At 67.3% G+C, this 19,636-nt stretch carries 18 protein-coding genes; 14 read left to right on the top strand and 4 right to left on the bottom strand.

Translation table 11 applies throughout. The features are described 5' to 3' along the window. The first annotated feature begins 12 nt into the window (after positions 1–12). From mobA to proB, 11 genes are all read left to right on the top strand, one after another. Entirely contained in the window at positions 13–618 is a 606-nt protein-coding gene (gene mobA, locus L1892_RS04940) for a molybdenum cofactor guanylyltransferase (RefSeq protein ID WP_235722320.1), read from the top strand. A gap of 26 nt (positions 619–644) precedes the next feature. Continuing rightward, positions 645–3,293 carry a valine--tRNA ligase gene (locus L1892_RS04935; RefSeq protein ID WP_235722319.1) on the top strand — a complete coding sequence of 883 codons (2,649 nt, stop codon included), beginning with the start codon at positions 645–647 and terminating at the stop codon, positions 3,291–3,293. Between the two features lie 272 nt (positions 3,294–3,565). Beyond that, on the top strand, positions 3,566–4,960 hold the full coding sequence (folC, locus tag L1892_RS04930; protein WP_235722392.1) for a bifunctional tetrahydrofolate synthase/dihydrofolate synthase: 1,395 nt from the start codon (positions 3,566–3,568) through the stop codon (positions 4,958–4,960). Next, the gene (locus L1892_RS04925; RefSeq protein WP_235722318.1) at positions 4,957–5,358 is read left to right on the top strand and encodes a DUF4233 domain-containing protein; all 402 of its coding nucleotides are present in this window, start codon (positions 4,957–4,959) and stop codon (positions 5,356–5,358) included. The genes folC and L1892_RS04925 overlap by 4 nt, the downstream gene beginning before the upstream one ends. 181 nt (positions 5,359–5,539) lie before the next feature. Further along, on the top strand, positions 5,540–5,956 hold the full coding sequence (locus L1892_RS04920) for a hypothetical protein (RefSeq protein ID WP_308191656.1): 417 nt from the start codon (positions 5,540–5,542) through the stop codon (positions 5,954–5,956). Positions 5,957–6,004: 48 nt separating this feature from the next. Continuing rightward, complete coding sequence (ndk, locus tag L1892_RS04915; RefSeq protein WP_235722317.1) at positions 6,005–6,421, top strand: nucleoside-diphosphate kinase; 417 nt, start codon at positions 6,005–6,007, stop codon at positions 6,419–6,421. A 379-nt stretch (positions 6,422–6,800) separates the two neighbouring features. Continuing rightward, positions 6,801–10,217 carry a translation initiation factor IF-2 N-terminal domain-containing protein gene (locus L1892_RS04910; RefSeq protein ID WP_235722316.1) on the top strand — a complete coding sequence of 1,139 codons (3,417 nt, stop codon included), beginning with the start codon at positions 6,801–6,803 and terminating at the stop codon, positions 10,215–10,217. A gap of 307 nt (positions 10,218–10,524) precedes the next feature. Next, on the top strand, positions 10,525–10,836 hold the full coding sequence (gene rplU, locus L1892_RS04905; RefSeq protein WP_235722315.1) for a 50S ribosomal protein L21: 312 nt from the start codon (positions 10,525–10,527) through the stop codon (positions 10,834–10,836). Positions 10,837–10,872: 36 nt separating this feature from the next. Further along, positions 10,873–11,136: a 50S ribosomal protein L27 gene (rpmA, locus tag L1892_RS04900; protein WP_235722314.1), complete on the top strand. Its 264-nt coding sequence runs from the start codon at positions 10,873–10,875 to the stop codon at positions 11,134–11,136. A 102-nt stretch (positions 11,137–11,238) separates the two neighbouring features. Next, a complete protein-coding gene (gene obgE / locus L1892_RS04895; RefSeq protein ID WP_235722313.1) occupies positions 11,239–12,711 on the top strand; it encodes a GTPase ObgE in 1,473 nt (490 codons plus the stop codon). Continuing rightward, positions 12,708–13,823 carry a glutamate 5-kinase gene (gene proB / locus L1892_RS04890; protein ID WP_235722312.1) on the top strand — a complete coding sequence of 372 codons (1,116 nt, stop codon included), beginning with the start codon at positions 12,708–12,710 and terminating at the stop codon, positions 13,821–13,823. Before obgE ends, proB begins: the two co-directional genes overlap by 4 nt. A 13-nt stretch (positions 13,824–13,836) precedes the next feature. Here proB and L1892_RS04885 read toward each other — a convergent pair whose 3' ends face one another. The 4 genes from L1892_RS04885 to ectA all read right to left on the bottom strand — a co-directional run bounded on the left by L1892_RS04885 (position 13,837) and on the right by ectA (position 17,195). Then, positions 13,837–14,712 (bottom strand): Sir2 family NAD-dependent protein deacetylase, encoded by an 876-nt coding sequence (locus L1892_RS04885; RefSeq protein WP_235722311.1) that lies wholly within the window; start codon positions 14,710–14,712, stop codon positions 13,837–13,839. A gap of 90 nt (positions 14,713–14,802) precedes the next feature. After that, a complete protein-coding gene (locus tag L1892_RS04880) occupies positions 14,803–15,240 on the bottom strand; it encodes an ectoine synthase (protein ID WP_235722310.1) in 438 nt (145 codons plus the stop codon). Beyond that, positions 15,237–16,508: a diaminobutyrate--2-oxoglutarate transaminase gene (gene ectB, locus L1892_RS04875; RefSeq protein WP_235722309.1), complete on the bottom strand. Its 1,272-nt coding sequence runs from the start codon at positions 16,506–16,508 to the stop codon at positions 15,237–15,239. Before ectB ends, L1892_RS04880 begins: the two co-directional genes overlap by 4 nt. 159 nt (positions 16,509–16,667) lie before the next feature. Next, positions 16,668–17,195 (bottom strand): diaminobutyrate acetyltransferase, encoded by a 528-nt coding sequence (gene ectA / locus L1892_RS04870; protein WP_235722308.1) that lies wholly within the window; start codon positions 17,193–17,195, stop codon positions 16,668–16,670. Positions 17,196–17,382: 187 nt separating this feature from the next. Here ectA and rsmD point away from each other — a divergent pair, with 187 nt between their 5' ends. The 3 genes from rsmD to coaD are packed head-to-tail and all read left to right on the top strand — an operon-like array spanning position 17,383 to position 19,632. Further along, a complete protein-coding gene (gene rsmD, locus L1892_RS04865; protein ID WP_235722307.1) occupies positions 17,383–18,009 on the top strand; it encodes a 16S rRNA (guanine(966)-N(2))-methyltransferase RsmD in 627 nt (208 codons plus the stop codon). Further along, positions 17,990–19,099: an NAD(P)H-dependent flavin oxidoreductase gene (locus L1892_RS04860; protein WP_235722306.1), complete on the top strand. Its 1,110-nt coding sequence runs from the start codon at positions 17,990–17,992 to the stop codon at positions 19,097–19,099. Before rsmD ends, L1892_RS04860 begins: the two co-directional genes overlap by 20 nt. A 44-nt stretch (positions 19,100–19,143) precedes the next feature. Continuing rightward, the gene (gene coaD / locus L1892_RS04855) at positions 19,144–19,632 is read left to right on the top strand and encodes a pantetheine-phosphate adenylyltransferase (RefSeq protein ID WP_235722305.1); all 489 of its coding nucleotides are present in this window, start codon (positions 19,144–19,146) and stop codon (positions 19,630–19,632) included. Positions 19,633–19,636: the final 4 nt, after the last annotated feature.

Below are 19,636 nucleotides of genomic sequence, written 5' to 3'. Positions count from 1 at the left end.
CACACTGGTCCCATGGCGCAAACCGATGAGCAGCGGGTGGCGGGAATCGTGCTGGCAGGCGGCCGTTCCCGACGGATGGGTCGCGACAAGGCGGCCATGGACTGGGCAGGAGAGCCGATGCTGGCGCGCGTGGTCCGGACGGTGGGGCAGCGCTGCGATCCGGTGTTCGTGGTGGCCCCGGAGGAATCCGCGGCCTATCAGGGGCTCCACGGCACCGGCGGCCCCGAGGCGCAGTGGGTCACCGACGAAACGCCGGGCGGCGGGCCGCTCGCCGGTCTTGCGGTGGGGTTGTCCCGGGCGGCCGATGCCGGCGCGGCATGGGCGTTCGTGTGTGCGACGGACATGCCGCTGATCTCCTCGGAGTTGATCGACGAGCTGTTGCGGGGGGTCACCGTGTCGACCCAGGCGGTCATCGCCACCGATGCGCAGCGTGACCACCCCATGGCCGGGCTCTATCGCACCGACGTCGCGCCGGTGATCGCGGAGCTGACCGCGGGAGGTGAACGACGGATGCTCGCCGCGCTCGATGCGTTGACCACTCATCGCGTTGCCGTGGGCAATCCGGAATGGCTCACCAATGTCAACGCTCCCGAAGACCTGCACCGGCTCCATGTCTAGCCTGTGACGTTTCCTAAGATTGTGGGGTGAGCACACCCGATCCGAGCCGCGAGCTACCGAAGTCCTGGGACCCCGCCGAACACGAAGCACAGCTGTATCAGGGCTGGGTGGACGCCGGTTACTTCACCGCAGACGCGACCAGCGACCGGCCGGCGTTCTCGATCGTCATCCCGCCGCCGAACGTCAACGGGTCGCTGCACATGGGCCACGCCTACGAGCATGTGCTGATGGACGCGTTGGCGCGTCGCCGCCGCATGCAGGGCTACGAGGTGTTGTGGCTGCCCGGAATGGATCATGCGGCCATCGCGATGCAGACGATGGTGGAGCGCAAGATCGCCGCGGAGGACGGATTGACGCGCGACGACCTCGGTCGCGAGGCATTCATCGATCGCGTCTGGACAGAGAAGGCCGAGATCGGCGGAAACATCGGCACGCAGATGCGGCGTCTCGGTGACGGCGTCGACTGGAGCCGCGAACGCTTCACCATGGACGACGGTCTGTCACGCGCCGTGCAGACAGTGTTCAAGCAGATGTACGACGACGGGCTGATTTACCGCGCCGAGCGGCTCGTGAACTGGTCGCCGGTGCTCAAGACCGCCATCAGCGACATCGAGGTGAGCTACGCCGACGTCGAGGGCGAACTGGTCAGCTTCCGCTACGGCAGCCTCGACGACGACGCGCCACACATCGTGGTCGCCACCACCCGACTCGAGACGATGCTCGGCGACACCGCGATCGCGGTGCACCCCGACGACGAGCGCTACGCCCATCTGATCGGCACCGAACTCGACCACCCGTTCGTCGACCGGCGCATCCCGGTGATTGCCGACGACTACGTCGATCCCGAGTTCGGCAGTGGCGCGGTCAAGATCACTCCCGCACACGACCCCAACGACTTCGCGATCGGGCAACGCCACGACCTCCCGATGCCGACCATCATGGACGACGAGGCGCGCATCGCCGACACCGGAACCGTGTTCGACGGGATGGACCGGTTCGAGGCGCGGGCCAAGGTGCGGGAGGCTCTCGCCGAGCAGGGCCGCATCGTCACCGAGGTCAGGCCGTACCTGCACAGCGTCGGACATTCCGAACGGACCGGCGAGCCCATCGAACCGCGGTTGTCCATGCAGTGGTGGGTGCGCGTCGAGTCCTTGGCCAAGGCGGCAGGCGACGCGGTTCGCAACGGTAACACCGTGATCCACCCGACCTCGATGGAGCCGCGCTGGTTCGGCTGGGTCGACAACATGTACGACTGGTGTATCTCTCGTCAGCTGTGGTGGGGTCACCGCATCCCGATCTTCTACGGCCCCGAGGGGGAGGTCGTCTGTGTGGGGCCCGACGAGCAGGCACCCGACGGCTATGTCCAGGAGACCGACGTCCTCGACACCTGGTTCTCGTCGGGCCTGTGGCCGTTCTCCACCATGGGCTGGCCCGACAACACCGCCGACCTCGAGAAGTTCTATCCCACTTCGGTTCTCGTCACCGGCTACGACATCCTGTTCTTCTGGGTGGCCCGGATGATGATGTTCGGTACCTACGTCGGTGACCGGCTCGGCGACGGCAACGCAGTGCCGTTCCACAACCTGTTCCTGCATGGTCTGGTGCGCGACGAGCACGGCCGCAAGATGTCGAAGTCGAAGGGCAACGGCATCGATCCACTCGACTGGGTGGAGCGCTTCGGCGCCGACGCGTTGCGCTTCACGCTCGCTCGCGGCGCCAACCCGGGTAGCGACATATCGGTCGGCGAGGACCACGCACAGTCCTCGCGCAACTTCGCGACGAAACTGTTCAACGCCACCAAGTTCGCGCTGATGAACGGCGCCACGGTGGCTGAACTACCCGATCGCGCAACGCTGACCGAAGCCGACCGGTGGATTCTGGATCGACTCGAGCAGGTCCGGGCCGAGGCCGATGCCGGTTTCGAGGCATACGAGTTCTCCAAAGCCTGTGAGGCGCTGTATCACTTCGCGTGGGACGAGGTCTGCGACTGGTATCTGGAGTTGGCCAAGGTCCAATATGCGCAGAACGACGACGCACGGTCCGCGTCGACGTCGGTGGTGCTCGGCACTGTGCTCGACAACCTGTTGCGGCTGCTGCACCCGGTGATGCCATTCGTCACCGAGGTGCTGTGGAGGTCGCTGACGGGGCAGGAGTCGGTGGTGATCGCGTCGTGGCCGGCGGCCAGTGGTGTGCCGACCGACGCCCCGGCGGCCCAACACATCGACGACCTGCAACGGCTCATCACCGAGGTTCGGCGCTTCCGCAGCGACCAGGGGCTGCGCCCGGGACAGCGGGTGGCCGCCGAGATCGACGGCCTCGACGCGGCCGCACTCGATTCCTCCCGTGGATATCTGGATTCGCTGGCTCGGCTCGAGCCTGCCGACGACGGTTTCGCGGCCACCGCGACGATCGACGTGCGGTTGTCGTCGGCGACGGTGACCGTCCGGATCGACACGTCCGGGACCGTCGACGTGGCGGCCGAACGTAAACGGCTGACCAAGGACCTCGCCGCCGCGGAGAAGGAACTCGCCTCCACCACTGGCAAACTCGGCAACGAACAATTCCTGGCCAAGGCCCCTGAACAGGTCGTGGCGAAGATCCGGGAACGACAGAAGGTGGCGACCGAGGAAGTCGATCGCCTCGGTGGTGCGCTCGCCGCTTTGGGTGGCGCGTGAGTTCCCGCGACGATCAGGACCACGGCGCCGATGCCGACGACTGGGACGACGATCTGGACCGCGACCACCTCGGTCCCGACGGCCCGGTGTCGCAGGATCTCGGCGCCCTGCTCGACGAGATCGACGCGCGGGATGCCGACGTCGACCCTGCCGATATCGACCCTGCCGATGTCGACCCTGCCGATGTCGACCCCGCCGATATCGACCCCGCCGATATCGACCCCGCCGACGACGAGGAGGACGGGGCCGGAGGATCGCGGCGTCCCGCACGCTTGATCGACGACGCCGCGACGCTCGCCGAACTCGCGGAGGTCGAGGCCGAACTCGACACCCGCTGGCCCGAAACCAAGATCGAGCCCTCGCTGACCCGCATCGCGGCTCTGATGGATCTGCTGGGTTCGCCGCAGCACGGCTATCCGGCCATCCACATCGCGGGAACCAACGGCAAGACGTCGGTGGCCCGGATGATCGACGCGCTGCTCATCGCCTTACACCGGCGCACGGGGCGGATCACCAGTCCGCATCTGCAACGCGTCACCGAACGCATCTCCGTCGACGGTGCGCCGATCTCCGCCCGCACCTACATCGACACCTACCGGGAACTCGAGCCGTACATCACGATGGTCGATGATTCGTCCACCGCTGCCGGCGGACCGCGGATGAGCAAGTTCGAGGTGTTGACGGCGATCTCGTATGCCGTCTTCGCCGAGGCGCCGGTGGACGTTGCGGTGGTGGAGACGGGCATGGGCGGTCGATGGGACGCCACGAACGTCGTCGACGCGACTGTGGCCGTCATCACTCCGATAGCGATGGATCATGCCGATTACCTTGGTGACACGCTCAGCGCGATCGCCGGGGAGAAGGCCGGGATCATCAAGAAGGCAGCGGACGATCTGGTGCCCACGGACCCTGTCACCGTGATCGCGCCGCAGGAGCCCGAGGTGATGGACGTCCTGCTGCGTCAGACGGTCGAGACCGGGACCATCGTCGCCCGGCAGGATTCCGAGTTCGCCGTGCTCGAGTCGATCACCGCTGTCGGCGGCCAGTTGCTGCGTCTGCAGGGCCTCGGTGGAGCGTACGACGAAGTGTTCCTACCGTTGCACGGTGCTCACCAGGCGGCCAACGCCGCACTCGCACTTGCTGCGGTCGAGGCCTTCTTCGGGGCGGGCCCGGATCGCCAACTCGACATCGACGCGGTACGGGCCGGTTTCGCGGCGGTGGCGAGCCCGGGCCGGCTGGAACGTGTGCGATCGGCCCCGACGGTGTTCATCGACGCCGCGCACAACCCACACGGCGGCGAGGCGCTGGCGCGGGCGTTGACCGAGGAATTCGACTTTCGACGACTCGTCGGGGTGATCGGCATGCTCGGTGACAAGGATGCGGAAGGATTTCTGGAGGCCATGGAGCCCGTTCTGGACAGCGTGGTGCTCACCAACAACGGTTCGCCGCGCGCACTGGACACCGAGATGCTGGCCGAGATCGCGCTGCCGATCTTCGGTGAGGAGCGGGTGGTGGTGAAGCCGTTCCTGCCCGACGCCGTGGAGACCGCCATCGGACTTGCCGAAGAGTCCGACGGCGAACCGGTCGCCGGTGCCGGCGTCGTGGTCACCGGTTCGGTGGTCACCGCCGGGGCGGCCCGGACGTTGTTCGGCAAGGAGCCCTCATGACCGACCCGGTACGCTTCACGCCGCCGACGACGGACCCGTGGAAGGGGTTGCGCGGGGTGATGGCGGGCACCTTGATCCTCGAGGTGATCGTCCTGGGCCTGGCGTTCCCGATCGTCGCCAATCTCGGGCCGGGCATCACCTGGTTGTCCGGCGGATACCTCGGGGCGGTGGTGGTGGCGCACATCGTCGCAGCCGGTCTGCAGGGCCGATCGTATGCGCTGCGTCTCGATATCGGGTTGCAGATCCTGGTGATCGCAGGAGGGTTCCTGCAGTGGTCGGTGGCCGTGGTGGGCGTGATCTTCCTGTGTGTCTGGGTTTACATCGCCTACGTGAAGCACGACGTCGAGGTTCGGATGGCCAAGGGGATGCTGCCGGGGCAGCAACCGATCGACGAGTGATCTGCCGGGATTTCTGCACCCCGGACCTGCGATTCGGCTCCTGCAACTCCTGTTGCCCGACTGTGACCTGTCGGCTCTCGCCCTGAGGTGGTCGATGCTGTGAGAATGTCGCTGCCGGGGAAGAGCGGCTCGCGCCGCGGCCCCGGACCATCAGGTGACCGTTCATGACGTGAGGAATAGCTTGTCTGTGATCTCCAGCCTTCGCCGCCCCCGGGCCGCCGCCGCGATGGCATTGACCGTGATCGGAACGTCGCTGGGCGCGGGAATCGCCGCCGCCGAGCCGGCTGTGCCGACCGAGGATCTTCCGGTCGCCGGAGCACCGATGACGGTCGGCGAAGGGGAGTACAGCTACCTCGCCACCCACGAGGTCACCTCGCGGGCATCGTCGATGCAGGTGTCCGAGGCGATCGCGGCACTGCCCGTCCCGCAGCAGTACCGTCCGGCCAATCTCGGGCTGGCCGCACAGTTCGACATCGCTCTCACGAGTGCGCTGGCGTCCCCCGGCGGCTGCGTGCAGGTCGTGGTCGATCCGCGTGCTCGGTCCGGGAGCCTGTTCAACTACGGATTCTTCCCGGTGGCGGGCGAATACTGCTCGTGACGGTGGCCATCGCCGACCGGTCTTTCGGCTTCTCGCTATGGTGTGCTCGTGACTGAACGGACTCTGGTACTCATCAAGCCCGACGGCGTGGAGCGGTCGCTGGTCGGCGACATCATCAGCCGGATCGAGCGCAAGGGCCTCTCGCTGGTCGCCCTGGAACTCAAGACGGTCAGCGACGAGGTGGCGCGCGGACACTACGCCGAACATGAGGGCAAACCCTTCTATCCCTCGCTGCTCGAATTCATCACGTCGGGACCGTTGGTCGCCGCGGTCCTCGAGGGGCCGCGCGCGGTTGCCGCCTTCCGGCAGATCGCGGGCGGCACCGATCCGGTCGAGAAGGCCGTCCCGGGAACAATCCGTGGAGACTTTGCGCTGAGCACGCAGAACAATCTGGTGCACGGCTCGGACTCGCCCGAGTCCGCCGAGCGGGAGATCGCCCTGTGGTTTCCTGACCTGGGAGTCTGAGCCGACCTTCGCCTTCTCGTTCCCCGCCACACACGCCGTTGGAGATGCCAAACGTGCGTAGTGTGCGGGGAACGACTCGTCGTGTGGGATACTTGCACAGTTGTGGGCGACACACTTTGCCGTCGACAACCGGATGACGCATCCGGCATCGGACACCCCGATTCGCGCGTCTTCCCCATCGGTGCTGACGATGGCGTGGAAGACGACGGCCGGTTGAGGTCATCGACAACGCAAGGCGCCGCCTCGCGGACCGGGTCTTCCGGTGCGCAGAGAACGCGCGAAGACCACACAACACCGGTCCACAGCCGACCGGGACAGACAGTGAAGCCCTCGCGTGGCCGCGTCAGCCCGACGCGCCCGGGGGCTCTAGGAGATTTGAGTGACCGACAACGGGTCGCCGGCTGACGCGAACGCAGCGTCGGAACCGGTGGAGGAGTTCCCCAGCAGGCTTCGTGTGCATGCGCTCGCCAGAGCGCTGGGCATGACGAGTCGAGAGGTCTTGGCGCACCTCGCCGAGATCGGCATCGAGACACGCAGCCCCCAATCAAGCATCGACCGGGAGACCGCCCAGACGGTCGCCGCGCGTGTGCGTGGCGCGGCCGAGCGGGTCGACGCGCCGGAGCAGGCCGAGACGCAGGTGACACCGCCCGAGGAGGCCGCGGTACCCGCCGAGGAGGCCGCGTCCGCCGAGAGCGCCGGCTCGTCGGTCGAGGCTGCCGAACAGGCCACCACGCTGCAGCCGGCTGCCGATCAGGCGACCCCGGCACAGGCGGTAACCGGGGACGACGAGCCCGCGCTGCCTCGCGAATCCGAGCAGGCTGCCACCCACGAGGAGTCGCCGACCCTGTTCTCGGCGGTCGATCAGACTCAGCACCACCCGGTGCGGCAGACGGCCGAGGACGTCATGGCACAGCCGCTGTTCCTGTCGCCACAGGCTGCGGAGCCGACCCGGCGTCCGACCCGGTCCGGCGAGGACGAGCGGGTCGAATCCGACGAGTCCGGCAGCACCGACGATTCGACCGGCGACAGCGACACATCGGCAGACGGTGAGCGTGGCTCGCGCCGTCGTCGCCGAGGCCGCCGAGGGCGCGGCCGGGGCCGCGGTGATCAGTCCGACAACGGTGCAGACGAGCCGCAGCAGGCGAGCGACGACACGTCCGACGCGACGGACCGGTCCGATGGGGACAACGACTCCGCACGGCCCTCCGGCAAGAAGGGCAAGAAGGGCAAGAAGGGCGACCGGTCCGACGGCGGCAAGTCCGGCAAGGATGGCGCCGACAAGGGCGAATCCGGCAAGCACGAAGACGACAAGGCCGACGCCGACAAGGACTCCACGGGAAAGAAGCGCTCCGAGGAGTCCACCGGAACCGACGAGGGTTCGGTATCCGAGGAAGATTCGTCGGATTCGGACTCGTCGGGCGTCGACGACACCGAGGCGGGGTCGTCGAAGCGTCGTCGTCGCCGCCGCCGTCGCAAGGGCGGGGCCGACGCCGAGGACAGCTCACCGGACGATCCGCCGAACACCGTCGTGCACGAGCGTGAACCCCGCAGCAAGAAGGCACGCGACGAGGTCCAGGGCATTTCCGGTTCGACCCGTCTCGAGGCCAAGCGTCAGCGTCGCCGCGACGGCCGGGACGCCGGCCGTCGCCGTCCGCCCATCCTCAGTGAATCGGAGTTCCTGGCGCGCCGCGAGGCGGTCGACCGGGTGATGGTGGTCCGCGAACGTAGCGCCAACAGTGCGATCACCGGGGCCAACGGTTCCGGCGAAACCGGTCAGGCCGTGCCGATCGAGGACTACACCCAGGTGGCCGTGCTCGAGGACGGTGTCCTCGTCGAACACTTCGTCACCACCGAGACATCGTCATCGATGGTCGGCAACATCTATCTCGGGCGTGTGCAGAACGTGTTGCCCGGTATGGAGGCGGCCTTCGTGGACATCGGGCGCGGTCGCAACGGCGTGCTCTACGCCGGTGAGGTGAACTGGGATGCCGCCGGGCTCGACGGCGGATCGCGCAAGATCGAGCAGGCGCTCAAGCCCGGCGACAACGTGCTGGTCCAGGTGAGCAAGGACCCGGTCGGGCACAAGGGAGCCCGGCTCACCACCCAGATCTCGCTGGCGGGTCGCTTCCTGGTCTACGTGCCCGGCGGGTCGTCCACCGGCATCAGCCGCAAGCTGCCCGATGTGGAGCGCAAGCGCCTCAAGAGCATCCTGGGCAAACTGGTTCCCGACGACGCCGGCGTGATCATCCGGACCGCGTCGGAAGGTGTCAGCGCCGACGAACTCGCCGCCGACATCGCGCGTCTGGAAAAGCAGTGGAAGGACATCGATTCCGCGGTCGGCAAGGCGAAGAAGGGTTCGGGGGCCAGCGCGCCACAAGCCCTCTACGAGGAACCCGATCTGCTGGTCCGCGTGGTGCGCGACCTGTTCAACGAGGACTTCAAGAAACTCGTCGTCGAGGGCGGCAAGGCGTGGGACCTCGTCGAGCGGTACATCACGGCGGTGGCACCGGACCTGATGCAGCGCGTCGAGCGCTTCGAGAAGCCGCATGCCGATGCGCCCGACTCGTTTGTGGTGCACCGGATCGACGAACAACTCGCCAAGGCGCTCGACCGTAAGGTGTGGCTGCCGTCGGGCGGCACGTTGATCATCGAGCACACCGAGGCGATGACCGTCGTCGACGTCAACACCGGCAAGTTCACCGGCTCCGGGGGCAACCTGGAGGAGACGGTCACCCGCAACAACCTCGAGGCGGCCGAGGAGATCGTGCGTCAGATGCGGCTGCGCGACATCGGCGGCATGATCATCGTCGACTTCATCGACATGGTCCTCGAATCCAACCGGGATCTGGTGTTGCGGCGGCTGACCGAGGCGCTCGCACGCGACCGGACACGTCACCAGGTATCCGAGGTGACCTCGCTGGGCCTGGTGCAGATGACCCGCAAACGCTTGGGCACCGGGCTGCTCGAGGCGTTCTCGACCCCATGCACCCACTGCGGTGGCCGGGGCATCGTGGTACACGCCAACCCGGTGGAGGCGCGTCCCGACGAGTCGAGCGCCAACGACGGCGGTGGCTCCAAACGTTCACGGCGGAATCGGCGCAAGTCCGAACCGGCGCCTGAGCAGCACAAGCCGGCGCAGAACCCGGCCGAGCACCCGATGTTCCGCGCGATGGCCGCCCATGCCCACGACCACGACCACGACCACGACCACGACGTCGAGGGTGCCGACGGTGCGCGGGGCGCCGCCGAGCAGGTGGCGTCCCCCGACGCCGGTCGACGTGACGACACCCGGTCAGCGGACACCCGCGCAGACGACACCCACGCAGACGAGACCCACGCAGACGACGGTGTGGTCGCTGCGACGAGCGACGCGAGCGCGACCGCGCAGTCGGGGAGTGCGACGGCGGCCGACGAGCATGCTGCCGTCGCCAGCGCACCCGCGACCGAGGCGACCCCCACCGACGGAGCGCCGGATGAGACGACCGCGTCGTCCCCGGCAGAACCTGCCGGCGCGGCGTCCGAGCCCAACGAGTCCCATGCCGGTGCCTCCGACGCCGCTGCGTCCGGGCGGCCGCGGCGTCGCCGGCGGGTGGTGCGGCAGGCCGCGGCGCCACCGAAGGCGTCCGAGCCGATCGTGATCTCCGCCGACAACGAGGTCGGCTCGACACCGACACCGACGACGACCTTCGGCCCGACGGATTCGAGTGGTACGGCGGAGGCCGCGGTCGCGGTACGCCGGCGGCCTCGTCGCCGCACGGCCGGACGACCGGCGGGCCCGCCGCCGTCCGAGCAGTAACGTCGAAGGGCGACCAGCAGGTCGGGGCGCCGGTGGTCGAGTTTGACCCGGCACACGGCGTTCCCGTAATCTTGATTGGTCGCCTTCGGCGGAGGGTCTGCGCTGTGCCCGGAACGATCAGGACCACCTGAATCGCACCGATCAGCCGCGCGGAACCGCCGACAGGCCCTCTGGAGTGATCCACAGTGACCCCGGTTGCATCCGCGGGTTCGCCCGCGGACCGCACCAGGATGACGCACCACCCACCCACCCCGGTGCGCGAACCAGCGCCCAGGGTCCGACAGACGAGTTAAAGAGGACAGCTTCGATGGCAACGTACGCGATCGTCAAGACCGGCGGTAAGCAGTACAAGGTCGCAGAGGGCGACATTGTCAAGGTCGAGAAGATCGACAGCGTGCCCGGTAGCAGCGTGAGCCTGCCGGTGGCACTGGTCGTCGACGGCTCGACCCTCACCACCGATGCGGACAAGCTGGCGAAGATCTCGGTGACCGGCGAGGTCGTCGAGCACGTCAAGGGTCCCAAGATCCGCATCCACAAGTTCAAGAACAAGACCGGCTACCACAAGCGCCAGGGTCACCGTCAGAACCTGACGGTCCTCAAGGTCACCGGTATCAAGTAACTCGATTCCCGCACCTACCTCAGGAGGACTGCAGAGATGGCACACAAGAAGGGCGCGTCCAGCTCGCGCAACGGTCGTGATTCCAACGCCAAGCGCCTCGGCGTGAAGCGTTTCGGTGGCCAGCAGGTCAGCGCCGGCGAGATCCTGGTCCGCCAGCGCGGCACCAAGTTCCACCCGGGCGTCAATGTCGGCCGCGGTGGCGACGACACCCTGTTCGCCCTGGAGACCGGCTCGGTCGAGTTCGGCACCAAGCGCGGCCGCAAGACGGTCAACATCGTCCCGGAGACCGCAGCGGTCTGACCGGTCGAATAACAGCTCTACACAGGGCGGGCAGGGTCATCGCGTACCCGCCCGTCCTGTTTGTTTTGAGGCCGAGAGGCTTCGGAGAAAGGGAGTGGCCCGATGTCCCGGTTCGTCGACCGCGTGACCATCCACGTCGCGGCGGGTAACGGCGGTCACGGCTGCTCGTCGGTGCACCGCGAGAAGTTCAAACCGCTCGGTGGTCCCGACGGCGGCAACGGCGGCAACGGCGGGTCGGTGCGACTGGTGGTCGATCCCCAGGTGCACACGCTTCTCGACTTCCACTTCCGTCCGCACGCGAAGGGGTCCAACGGTAAACCCGGGATGGGCGACAACCGTGACGGTGCCACCGGCGACGACCTGGTCCTGAAGGTTCCCGACGGCACGGTGGTCCTGGATGCGGACGGCTCCATCCTTGCCGATCTCGTCGGCGAGGGCACCACCTTCGAAGCCGCCCAGGGCGGCCGCGGCGGATTGGGCAATGCAGCGCTGGCCTCCAAGGCGCGCAAGGCCCCCGGCTTCGCACTGCTGGGTGAAGAAGGGCAGCACCGTGACCTCGTCCTGGAGTTGAAATCCGTCGCCGACGTCGGGCTGGTGGGATTTCCGTCGGCAGGCAAATCCTCGCTGGTTTCGGTGTTGTCGGCGGCCAAGCCGAAGATCGCCGACTACCCGTTCACCACGCTGGCACCGAACCTCGGGGTGGTTCAGGTGGCCGGTGACGTGTTCACCGTCGCCGATGTGCCGGGGTTGATCCCCGGTGCGTCCACCGGGCGTGGGTTGGGACTGGATTTCCTGCGTCACCTGGAGCGGTGTGCGGTGCTGGCCCACGTCGTGGACTGCGCCACCCTGGAACCCGGACGCGACCCGGTTTCTGACATCGACGCCTTGGAGGCCGAGCTCGCGGCCTACCGGCCCGCTCTGGATGCCGACCACGGTCTCGGGGACCTGGCGTCGCGGCCGCGGGTGATCATCCTGAACAAGATCGACATCCCCGACGCCGCGGACCTGGCCGATCTGGTGGAACCCGAACTGGCCACCCGGGGGTGGCCCATTTTCCGAATCTCCGCAGTCAGCCACGAGGGTCTCAAAGAGCTGACATTCGCGCTGGGACGGATGGTCGGGGAGTACCGGGCGAGCCAGCCCGCACCCAAACCGCGTCGACAGATCATCCGGCCCAAGGCGATCGACGAGGCGGAGTTCAGCGTCGTCCCCGATCCCGAGGTCGATGGCGGATTCATCGTGCGGGGTACCCGCCCCGAACGTTGGATCGCCCAGACCCAGTTCGGCAACGACGAGGCGGTGGGTTATCTGGCCGACCGTCTCAACCGGCTCGGTGTCGAAGACGAGCTGGTGCGCCAGGGTGCGCAGCCCGGGGCGCCGGTCACCATCGGTGACATGACCTTCGACTGGGAACCGACGACCCCGATGGGTGACGAGGTCCCCATCACCGGCCGTGGGACCGACATCCGCCTCGACCGCAACGAACGGATCGGGGCCGCAGAACGCAAGCAGGCGCGGCGACTTCGGCGCGGTCTGCCCGACGGCGACGAGGGTCCCGAACGGGACCACCAGTGAGCGACGTCCGCGAGCACATCGCCCGTGCGCGCAGCATTGTGGTGAAGATCGGGTCGTCGGCGCTCACTGACCTGCATGACGGACTCGACCGCACCCGTCTTGACCGTCTCGCCGACGCGCTGGAGGCGCGGATGCGTGCCGGGTCGGATGTGATCGTGGTGTCCTCGGGTGCCATCGGCGCCGGCATCGCCCCACTCGGGCTCAAGAAGCGGCCCACCGATCTCGCGACCAAACAGGCCGCTGCCAGCGTCGGGCAATTGGCGCTGGCCCACGCGTGGGGCACTTCCTTCCACCGGTACGGCCGCACCGTCGGCCAGGTGCTGTTGACCGCCGACGATGTCTCCAACCGCTCGCATCACGCCAACGCTCAGCGCACGCTGGACCGACTGCGGTCGCTCGGTGCCGTCGCGGTGGTCAACGAGAACGACACCGTGGCGACCACCGAGATCCGGTTCGGCGACAACGACCGCCTCGCCGCGTTGGTGGCTCATCTCGCGGGTGCCGACGCGCTGGTGTTGCTGTCCGACGTCGACGGCCTCTACGACGGGGATCCGCGCAAGGTCGGTGCCGACGGTAGCCGTGCTCGGCTGATCGCGGAGGTCAACGGACCGGAGGATCTCGACGGGGTCATCGCCGGGTCGGGCGGTGCGCTGGGCACCGGCGGTATGGCCTCCAAGCTCGCGGCTGCGCGACTGTCGGCCGACGCCGGGGTGCCTGTTCTGCTGGCGGCCGCCGATCAGGCTGCGCAGGCGCTGGCCGACGCGTCGGTGGGAACGGTCTTCGCCGCTCGCGACGAGCGGCTGTCGGCGCGGCGGTTCTGGGTGCGCCATGCCGCCGACGCGCGGGGACAGCTCGTGCTCGATGACGGTGCGGTGGCCGCGGTGGCGCGCCGACGCCGATCACTGCTGGCAGCCGGCGTCGTGGGCGTCAACGGACGGTTCTCCGACGGCGACGTGGTGGAGTTGCTCGACACCAGCGGTGTGGTGCGGGCCCGCGGGGTTGCCGCCTACGCCTCCGACGACGTGGCGCTGATGGTCGGTCGTTCCACCGCCGACCTACCGGCAGAGCTTCGTCGGCCGGTGGTACACGCCGACGACCTCGTCGCGGTCTGAGCGCACCGTTGGCTCACGCTGCCAGGGCCGGCAGCACCACCGACGCCAGGTGATCGATCTTCAGGTCGGCGAGTTCGTCGGCGCGGGTCGCGCCGCGGTTCACGATGACGAGGGTCTTGCCGGTGCGACGTGCGTGGCGAGCGAACCGCAGGCCGCTCATCACCGTCAGCGACGACCCGACGACCAGCAGTGCATCGCTGTCGTCCACCATCGAGAATGCTTGCTGCACAGTCGGTTTCGGAACGCTCTCGCCAAAGTAGACGATGTCGGGTTTCACGATGCCGTCGCACCGCGGGCAATCGATCATGGTGAAGTCGCTGGTGTCGTCGATGGCTGCGTCGGCATCCGGTGCGACCTCGATCGCCCCGCGACCACGGATGCGCTCGGTGAATCCGCGGTTGATCTGTTCCAGGTCGTGGGCGAGCTGATGGCGGGAGATCTGCCAGCCGCACTCCAGGCATCGCACGCGGCCATAGCAACCGTGCAACTCCACCACACGTCGGGTGCCGGCCTTCGTGTGCAGCATGTCGACGTTCTGGGTGATCACCCCGGACAGTCGACCCTGCCGTTGCAGATCGGTGAGCGCATGGTGTGCGGTGTTGGGTTGCGCGGCGTCCATGTGTCGCCAGCCGAGATGGTTGCGCGCCCAGTAGTGGCGTCGGAACTCCGGCGACGACAGGAACATCTCCAGCGTCATCGGCGTGCGTTGCGGCGCTCCCGGGCTGCGGTAGTCGGGGATACCGGAGTCGGTGGAGATCCCCGCGCCGGTCAGCGCCACGATCCGCCGGCCGTCGAGCAACGCGCGTGCACGGTCGATCTGTTCGTCGACACCCTCGTCGAGCGGTGTCGGTTCGGCCGGGGACCAGCCGATCTGCAGTCGCGTACGCACCCTGCCCAGGATAGCGGGCTCGACGACGCCACCGGCCCGACAGAACACGAGGTTCTGCCGGGCCGGTGTTTCACCATCGACGAGGGCCGGTCAGTCGGCGGCCACCGCCTCTGGGGAATGTTTCCCGGTCGATTCGGGAACGGCGACCAGCGGGTAGACGCCGTTCTCGTCGTGCACCTCGGTGCCGACAACGGGAGGATTGAAGACGCAGAGCATCCGCATCTGCGTGTCAGCGGTCACCTGATGACGCTCGTGACCGTTGAGCAGGTACATCGTGCCGGGGGCCAGCGGATAGGTCTCGCCGGTCTCCTTGTCGAGCAACGTTCCGGTGCCCTCGACCAGCCACACGGCCTCGATGTGGTTGGCGTAGTGGAAGTTGTTCACCGATCCGGCGTTGATGGTGGTCTCGTGGAAGGAGAACCCGACGCGGTCACCGCCGAGGACGATGCGCTTGGACACCCAGTTGCCCAGCGGATCCTTGACGTCGCGGTCAGTGCCCGTGATTTCTTCTGTGGTACGGACGATCATCCGATCACCTCCTTGACGGAATCAGCAATGATGTCGAGGCCACGGTCCAGGTCCTCGTTCGAAATGGTCAGCGCGGGAAGAAGTTTGACGACCTCATCGGACGGTCCGGAGGTCTCGACCAACAGCCCTGCCTCGAAGGCCGACGCGCTGACCTTGCCGGCGGCGGCGGCTTCTTCGAACACGAGACCCTGCGCCATGCCGCGGCCGCGGGTGGAGATGCCACTGAACTTGTCGCACAGTTCGTTGAAGCGCGTGTGGATGCGGTCACCCTTGGCGTGCACGTCGCGGGTGAGCGCGTCGTCGCTCCAGTAGTGCTCGAGCGTCTTGGCGCCGGTCACGAATGCGGGGTTGTTGCCGCGGAAGGTGCCGTTGTGCTCACCCGGGGTCCAGACGTCGAGGTCGGACCGGAACAGGGTCAGTGCCAGCGGCAAGCCGTAACCGCTGATGGACTTCGACAGCGTGACGATGTCGGGCTTGATGCCGGCGGCCTCGAATGAGAAGAACTCGCCGGTGCGTCCGCAACCCATCTGCACATCGTCGACGATGAGCAGGATGTCGCGGCGCTGGCACAGCTCCGACAGGGCCTGTAGCCACTCGGCGCGGGCGACGTTGATGCCACCCTCGCCCTGGACGGTCTCGACGATCACGGCCGCCGGACGATTGAGCCCACTGCCGGAGTCATCGAGCACCCGCTCGAACCACTGGAAGTCCTCGACGACACCACCGAAGTAGTTGTCGAAGGGCATGGGGGTGGCATGCACGAGCGGGATACCGGCGCCGGCGCGCTTCATCGAGTTGCCGGTCACCGACAGCGATCCCAAGGTCATGCCGTGGAACGCGTTGGTGAAGCTGATGATCGACTCGCGTCCGGTCACCTTGCGGGCGAGCTTCAGTGCTGCCTCGACTGCGTTGGTGCCGGTGGGCCCGGGGAACTGGATCTTGTAGTCCAGTCCGCGCGGCTGCAGGATCTTCCCGTGGAAGGCCTCGATGAACGCACCCTTCGCGACGGTGGCCATGTCGAGTCCGTGGGTGATCCCGTCATCCGAGATGTAGTCCAGCAGAGCCGATTTCATCACCGGGTTGTTGTGGCCGTAGTTCAGCGAACCTGCGCCGGCGAAGAAGTCGAGGTACTGACGACCGGTCTGATCGGTGATGTGAGAACCGCTTGCGCGGGTGAACACCGTCGGCCAGCTACGGCAGTAGCTGCGGACTTCGGACTCGTGCTTGGTGAAGACGGAATCGTCGATTGACTGATCGAGAAGTTGCATGGGTAACTTCCCCCTTTACTTATTGACGATTGAAATTGCGACCTGGTCGCACACGGAGTGCGCCGACATCGCTGATGTCGGCGCAACTGCCGGTGAGATGGTCAAGTGCTCAGTTGTGAAAAGACTCAGTTGTGAATTGAGACGTGTGGACAGGAATGATCAGGGTTCAACGAGCTCGGGCTCGAGGAGGTAGAGATCCTCGGGCTCGTGCGCGTCCGGAAACTGATCGGCGGCGAACAGATCACGACGCTCGAAGCGCAGGCCGCGAGCGTTCGCGACTGATTCGAACAATCGCTGCGATGCGACATTGTCCGGACTGATCGTGGTGTGCATCGCGACCACACCCGACCGCTGACAGCGGTCGAACAGGCGATGCAGCATGGTGCCGGCGATACCGTGGCCGCGGCAGGAGTCGTCGACGGCGACCTGCCACACCATGAGGGTGGACGGGTCGGTCTGGCGTCGATAGCCGGTGACGAATCCGACCGGGCGCCCATCGACCTCGGCGACGATCGATGTCGAGGAGAAATCATGGCACCACAGGACGTAGGAGTAACTCGAGTTGACGTCGAGAACCTTTGAGTCCGAGGCGATTTCCCACAATCGTTCGCCGTCGTCGGCGGTGGGCTGCCGGTAATCGACAGCAAGGGCAGTGGTTGGGGCCGTACTTGTTTGGAGCGGGCTCATGACGCCTTCGACGTTAACAACGCGGTTACCTGAAGTCACCCGTCCTCAGAAATCGGACACCGAAAGCCCGCATAATCCCCTGCTCAGCCACTGTTTGTGAAGTGCATCACAAACTATTGCACGACCTGGACTTAGATGGGACAAGGGGTGGCTACTCCGCACCAGCCGTACCGCACAATGGTGGACGATGACCAGAATAATTGCGGGTGAACTGCGCGGACGCAGACTGGCGGTACCCGACAGCGGCACCCGGCCGACCTCGGATCGGGTCCGCGAGGCGATCTTCAACATCCTGCTTGCGCGGACCGAACTGGACGACGCATCTGTGGTGGACCTCTACGCCGGCTCCGGTGCGCTGGGGCTGGAGGCGTTGTCGCGCGGCGCGGCGCGCGCCACCTTCGTGGATTCGCGCCGCCGGGCCACCACGGTGATCACGGCAAACGTCCGCACGTGTGGCGTGGCCGAGCGTGTGTCGGTCATCACCCGATCCGTCTCTGCCCACCTGGCGGCGGGCGGCGGCGGCGACGTGGATGTGGCGTTCCTCGACCCGCCGTACGACCTCGACAACGAGGCCATGTCCGGTGACCTCGCCGCGCTGAGCGCACACTGGATGGTGGTGGGCGGCATCGTGGTCGTCGAACGTGCCGTCCGTGCGCCCCAGACACACTGGCCCGACGAGTTCACAGTGCTGGTGCACAAGAGCTATGGCGACACACGTGTGGAGGTGGCGGTTCTTGACCGATCCGGACGAGAAGAGTGTGACGACGCCGGGGGTGGCTGCGAGGAGTGCCGAGATGAGACCGGCGAGCGCTGACCCGGCGATGCGCATCGGTGCGCTGGAGACCGCGCTGCCCATCATCTGTGCACCCATGGCGGGTGGCCCCACCACGCCCGCTCTTGTCGCGGCAGTCGGGCGAGCCGGCGGACTCGGCATGCTCGCGGCGGGCTACCTCACCGCCGAGGCCCTCGAGGATCTGGTGGCCGATGTCGAGTCGCGTGGCCCGTGGCCCTACGGCGTCAATCTCTTCCTCTCCGGGGTCGACCGCTGCGCCGGTCCGGACGGTGCCCGGCAGCGAGGGGCGGTAGAGGCGTATCGCCGGACATTGGCGGTCGAGGCGAGCCGGCACGGTGTCGACGTGGGCGAACCCCGTTTCACCGATGAGGCGGTCGAGGAGAAGCTCGAGGTGTTGTCCCGACACCATCCGGCTCTGGTGAGTGTCACCTTCGGCGACCCGGAAGCGGCGCTCGTCGAGCGGGTCCACACCGACATCGGCGCGCCGGTCGCGGTCACGGTCACCTCGGTGGCCGAGGCGCGCGCTGCGGTGCTCTCGGGTGCCGACGCGCTCATCGCGCAGGGCATCGAGGCCGGCGGCCATCGTGGTCTGTGGTTCGACGATCCGGCGCTGCCGGCCGGCGGCCCGGCGACACCCACCGCCGAACTCGTCCGGGCGATCTGTGCCGACGTGACGGTCGTGTCCGCGCAGGTGCCGGTCGTCGCGGCCGGGGGAGTTTCCGATGGCGCCGGAGTCCGGTCGATGCTCGCCCTGGGTGCGGTCGGGGCGCAGTTGGGCACCGCCTTCCTGTGCGCCGACGAGGCGGGTACGGGTTCGGCGCATCGGCGGGCTCTGCTGGAACAGACCTACCTCGACACGGTCGTGACGCGCGCCTTCTCCGGCCGATCGGCGCGGTCGCTACGTAATGGCTTCGCCGATAGGCATCCGAACGCTCCAGCGGTGTATCCACAGGTCCACCACATGACCAAGCCGATTCGGGCCGCGGCGGCCGCGTCCGGGGCGGCCGACGACATCAACCTGTGGGCCGGTACCGGCTGGCGCTCGGTGGTGGCCGGCCCTGCGGCCGAACTGATGGCGCGGCTGGCCGCCGAGTTCCTCGACGCCCCCTGACCGTCGAGGAGTTCGGCCGGTCGGCCCTCGCGTAGATTTCGGTCATGACCTCAGCTGTCTTCCCCGGCTCCTTCGACCCGTTCACCGTCGGTCACCGCTACATCGTCGAGCGTGCCGCCGCCCGCTTCGACTCGCTGGTCGTCACCGTGGTGGTCAACCCGAACAAGAAGGGCATGTTCGACGTCGCCGAACGCATCGCCCTGATCCGCGAGGACTGCGCCGATCTGACCAACGTGCGTGTCGACCGCTGGACCGGCCTGCTGGTCGACTACCTGCGTCAGGAAAACATCGACACGATAGTGAAGGGGCTGCGCTCGGGCACCGACTTCGACTACGAGGTGCCGATGGCGCAGATGAACCGCGAGCTCGCCGACGTCGAGTCCATGTTCCTGCTCACCGATCCGCGCTACGCGCATGTGTCGAGCTCGCTGGTCAAGGAGGTGGCCAAGCTCGGCGGGGACATCACGCCCTTCTTGTCACCGGCGATCCACGAGCGACTGCAGGCGCGGTTGGCGGGGGAGCAGCGGATCTGACCTA

Source organism: Gordonia tangerina (assembly GCF_021556435.1).
Classification (GTDB): domain Bacteria; phylum Actinomycetota; class Actinomycetes; order Mycobacteriales; family Mycobacteriaceae; genus Gordonia; species Gordonia tangerina.
Note: the sequence above shows the minus strand (reverse complement) of the source record. Positions and strands in the feature narration are given on the sequence as shown.

Bases quoted from the DNA above. Each gene is read 5' to 3' on its own strand.
- L1892_RS04925 (WP_235722318.1), top strand. From the start codon at position 4,957: ATGACCGACCCGGTACGCTTCACGCCGCCGACGACGGACCCGTGGAAG.
- L1892_RS04880 (WP_235722310.1), bottom strand. From the start codon at position 15,240: ATGATCGTCCGTACCACAGAAGAAATCACGGGCACTGACCGCGACGTC.
- rsmD (WP_235722307.1), top strand. From the start codon at position 17,383: ATGACCAGAATAATTGCGGGTGAACTGCGCGGACGCAGACTGGCGGTA.
- mobA (WP_235722320.1), top strand. From the start codon at position 13: ATGGCGCAAACCGATGAGCAGCGGGTGGCGGGAATCGTGCTGGCAGGC.
- rpmA (WP_235722314.1), top strand. From the start codon at position 10,873: ATGGCACACAAGAAGGGCGCGTCCAGCTCGCGCAACGGTCGTGATTCC.
- ectB (WP_235722309.1), bottom strand. From the start codon at position 16,508: ATGCAACTTCTCGATCAGTCAATCGACGATTCCGTCTTCACCAAGCAC.
- rplU (WP_235722315.1), top strand. From the start codon at position 10,525: ATGGCAACGTACGCGATCGTCAAGACCGGCGGTAAGCAGTACAAGGTC.
- ectA (WP_235722308.1), bottom strand. From the start codon at position 17,195: ATGAGCCCGCTCCAAACAAGTACGGCCCCAACCACTGCCCTTGCTGTC.
- obgE (WP_235722313.1), top strand. From the start codon at position 11,239: ATGTCCCGGTTCGTCGACCGCGTGACCATCCACGTCGCGGCGGGTAAC.
- coaD (WP_235722305.1), top strand. From the start codon at position 19,144: ATGACCTCAGCTGTCTTCCCCGGCTCCTTCGACCCGTTCACCGTCGGT.
- L1892_RS04860 (WP_235722306.1), top strand. From the start codon at position 17,990: ATGAGACCGGCGAGCGCTGACCCGGCGATGCGCATCGGTGCGCTGGAG.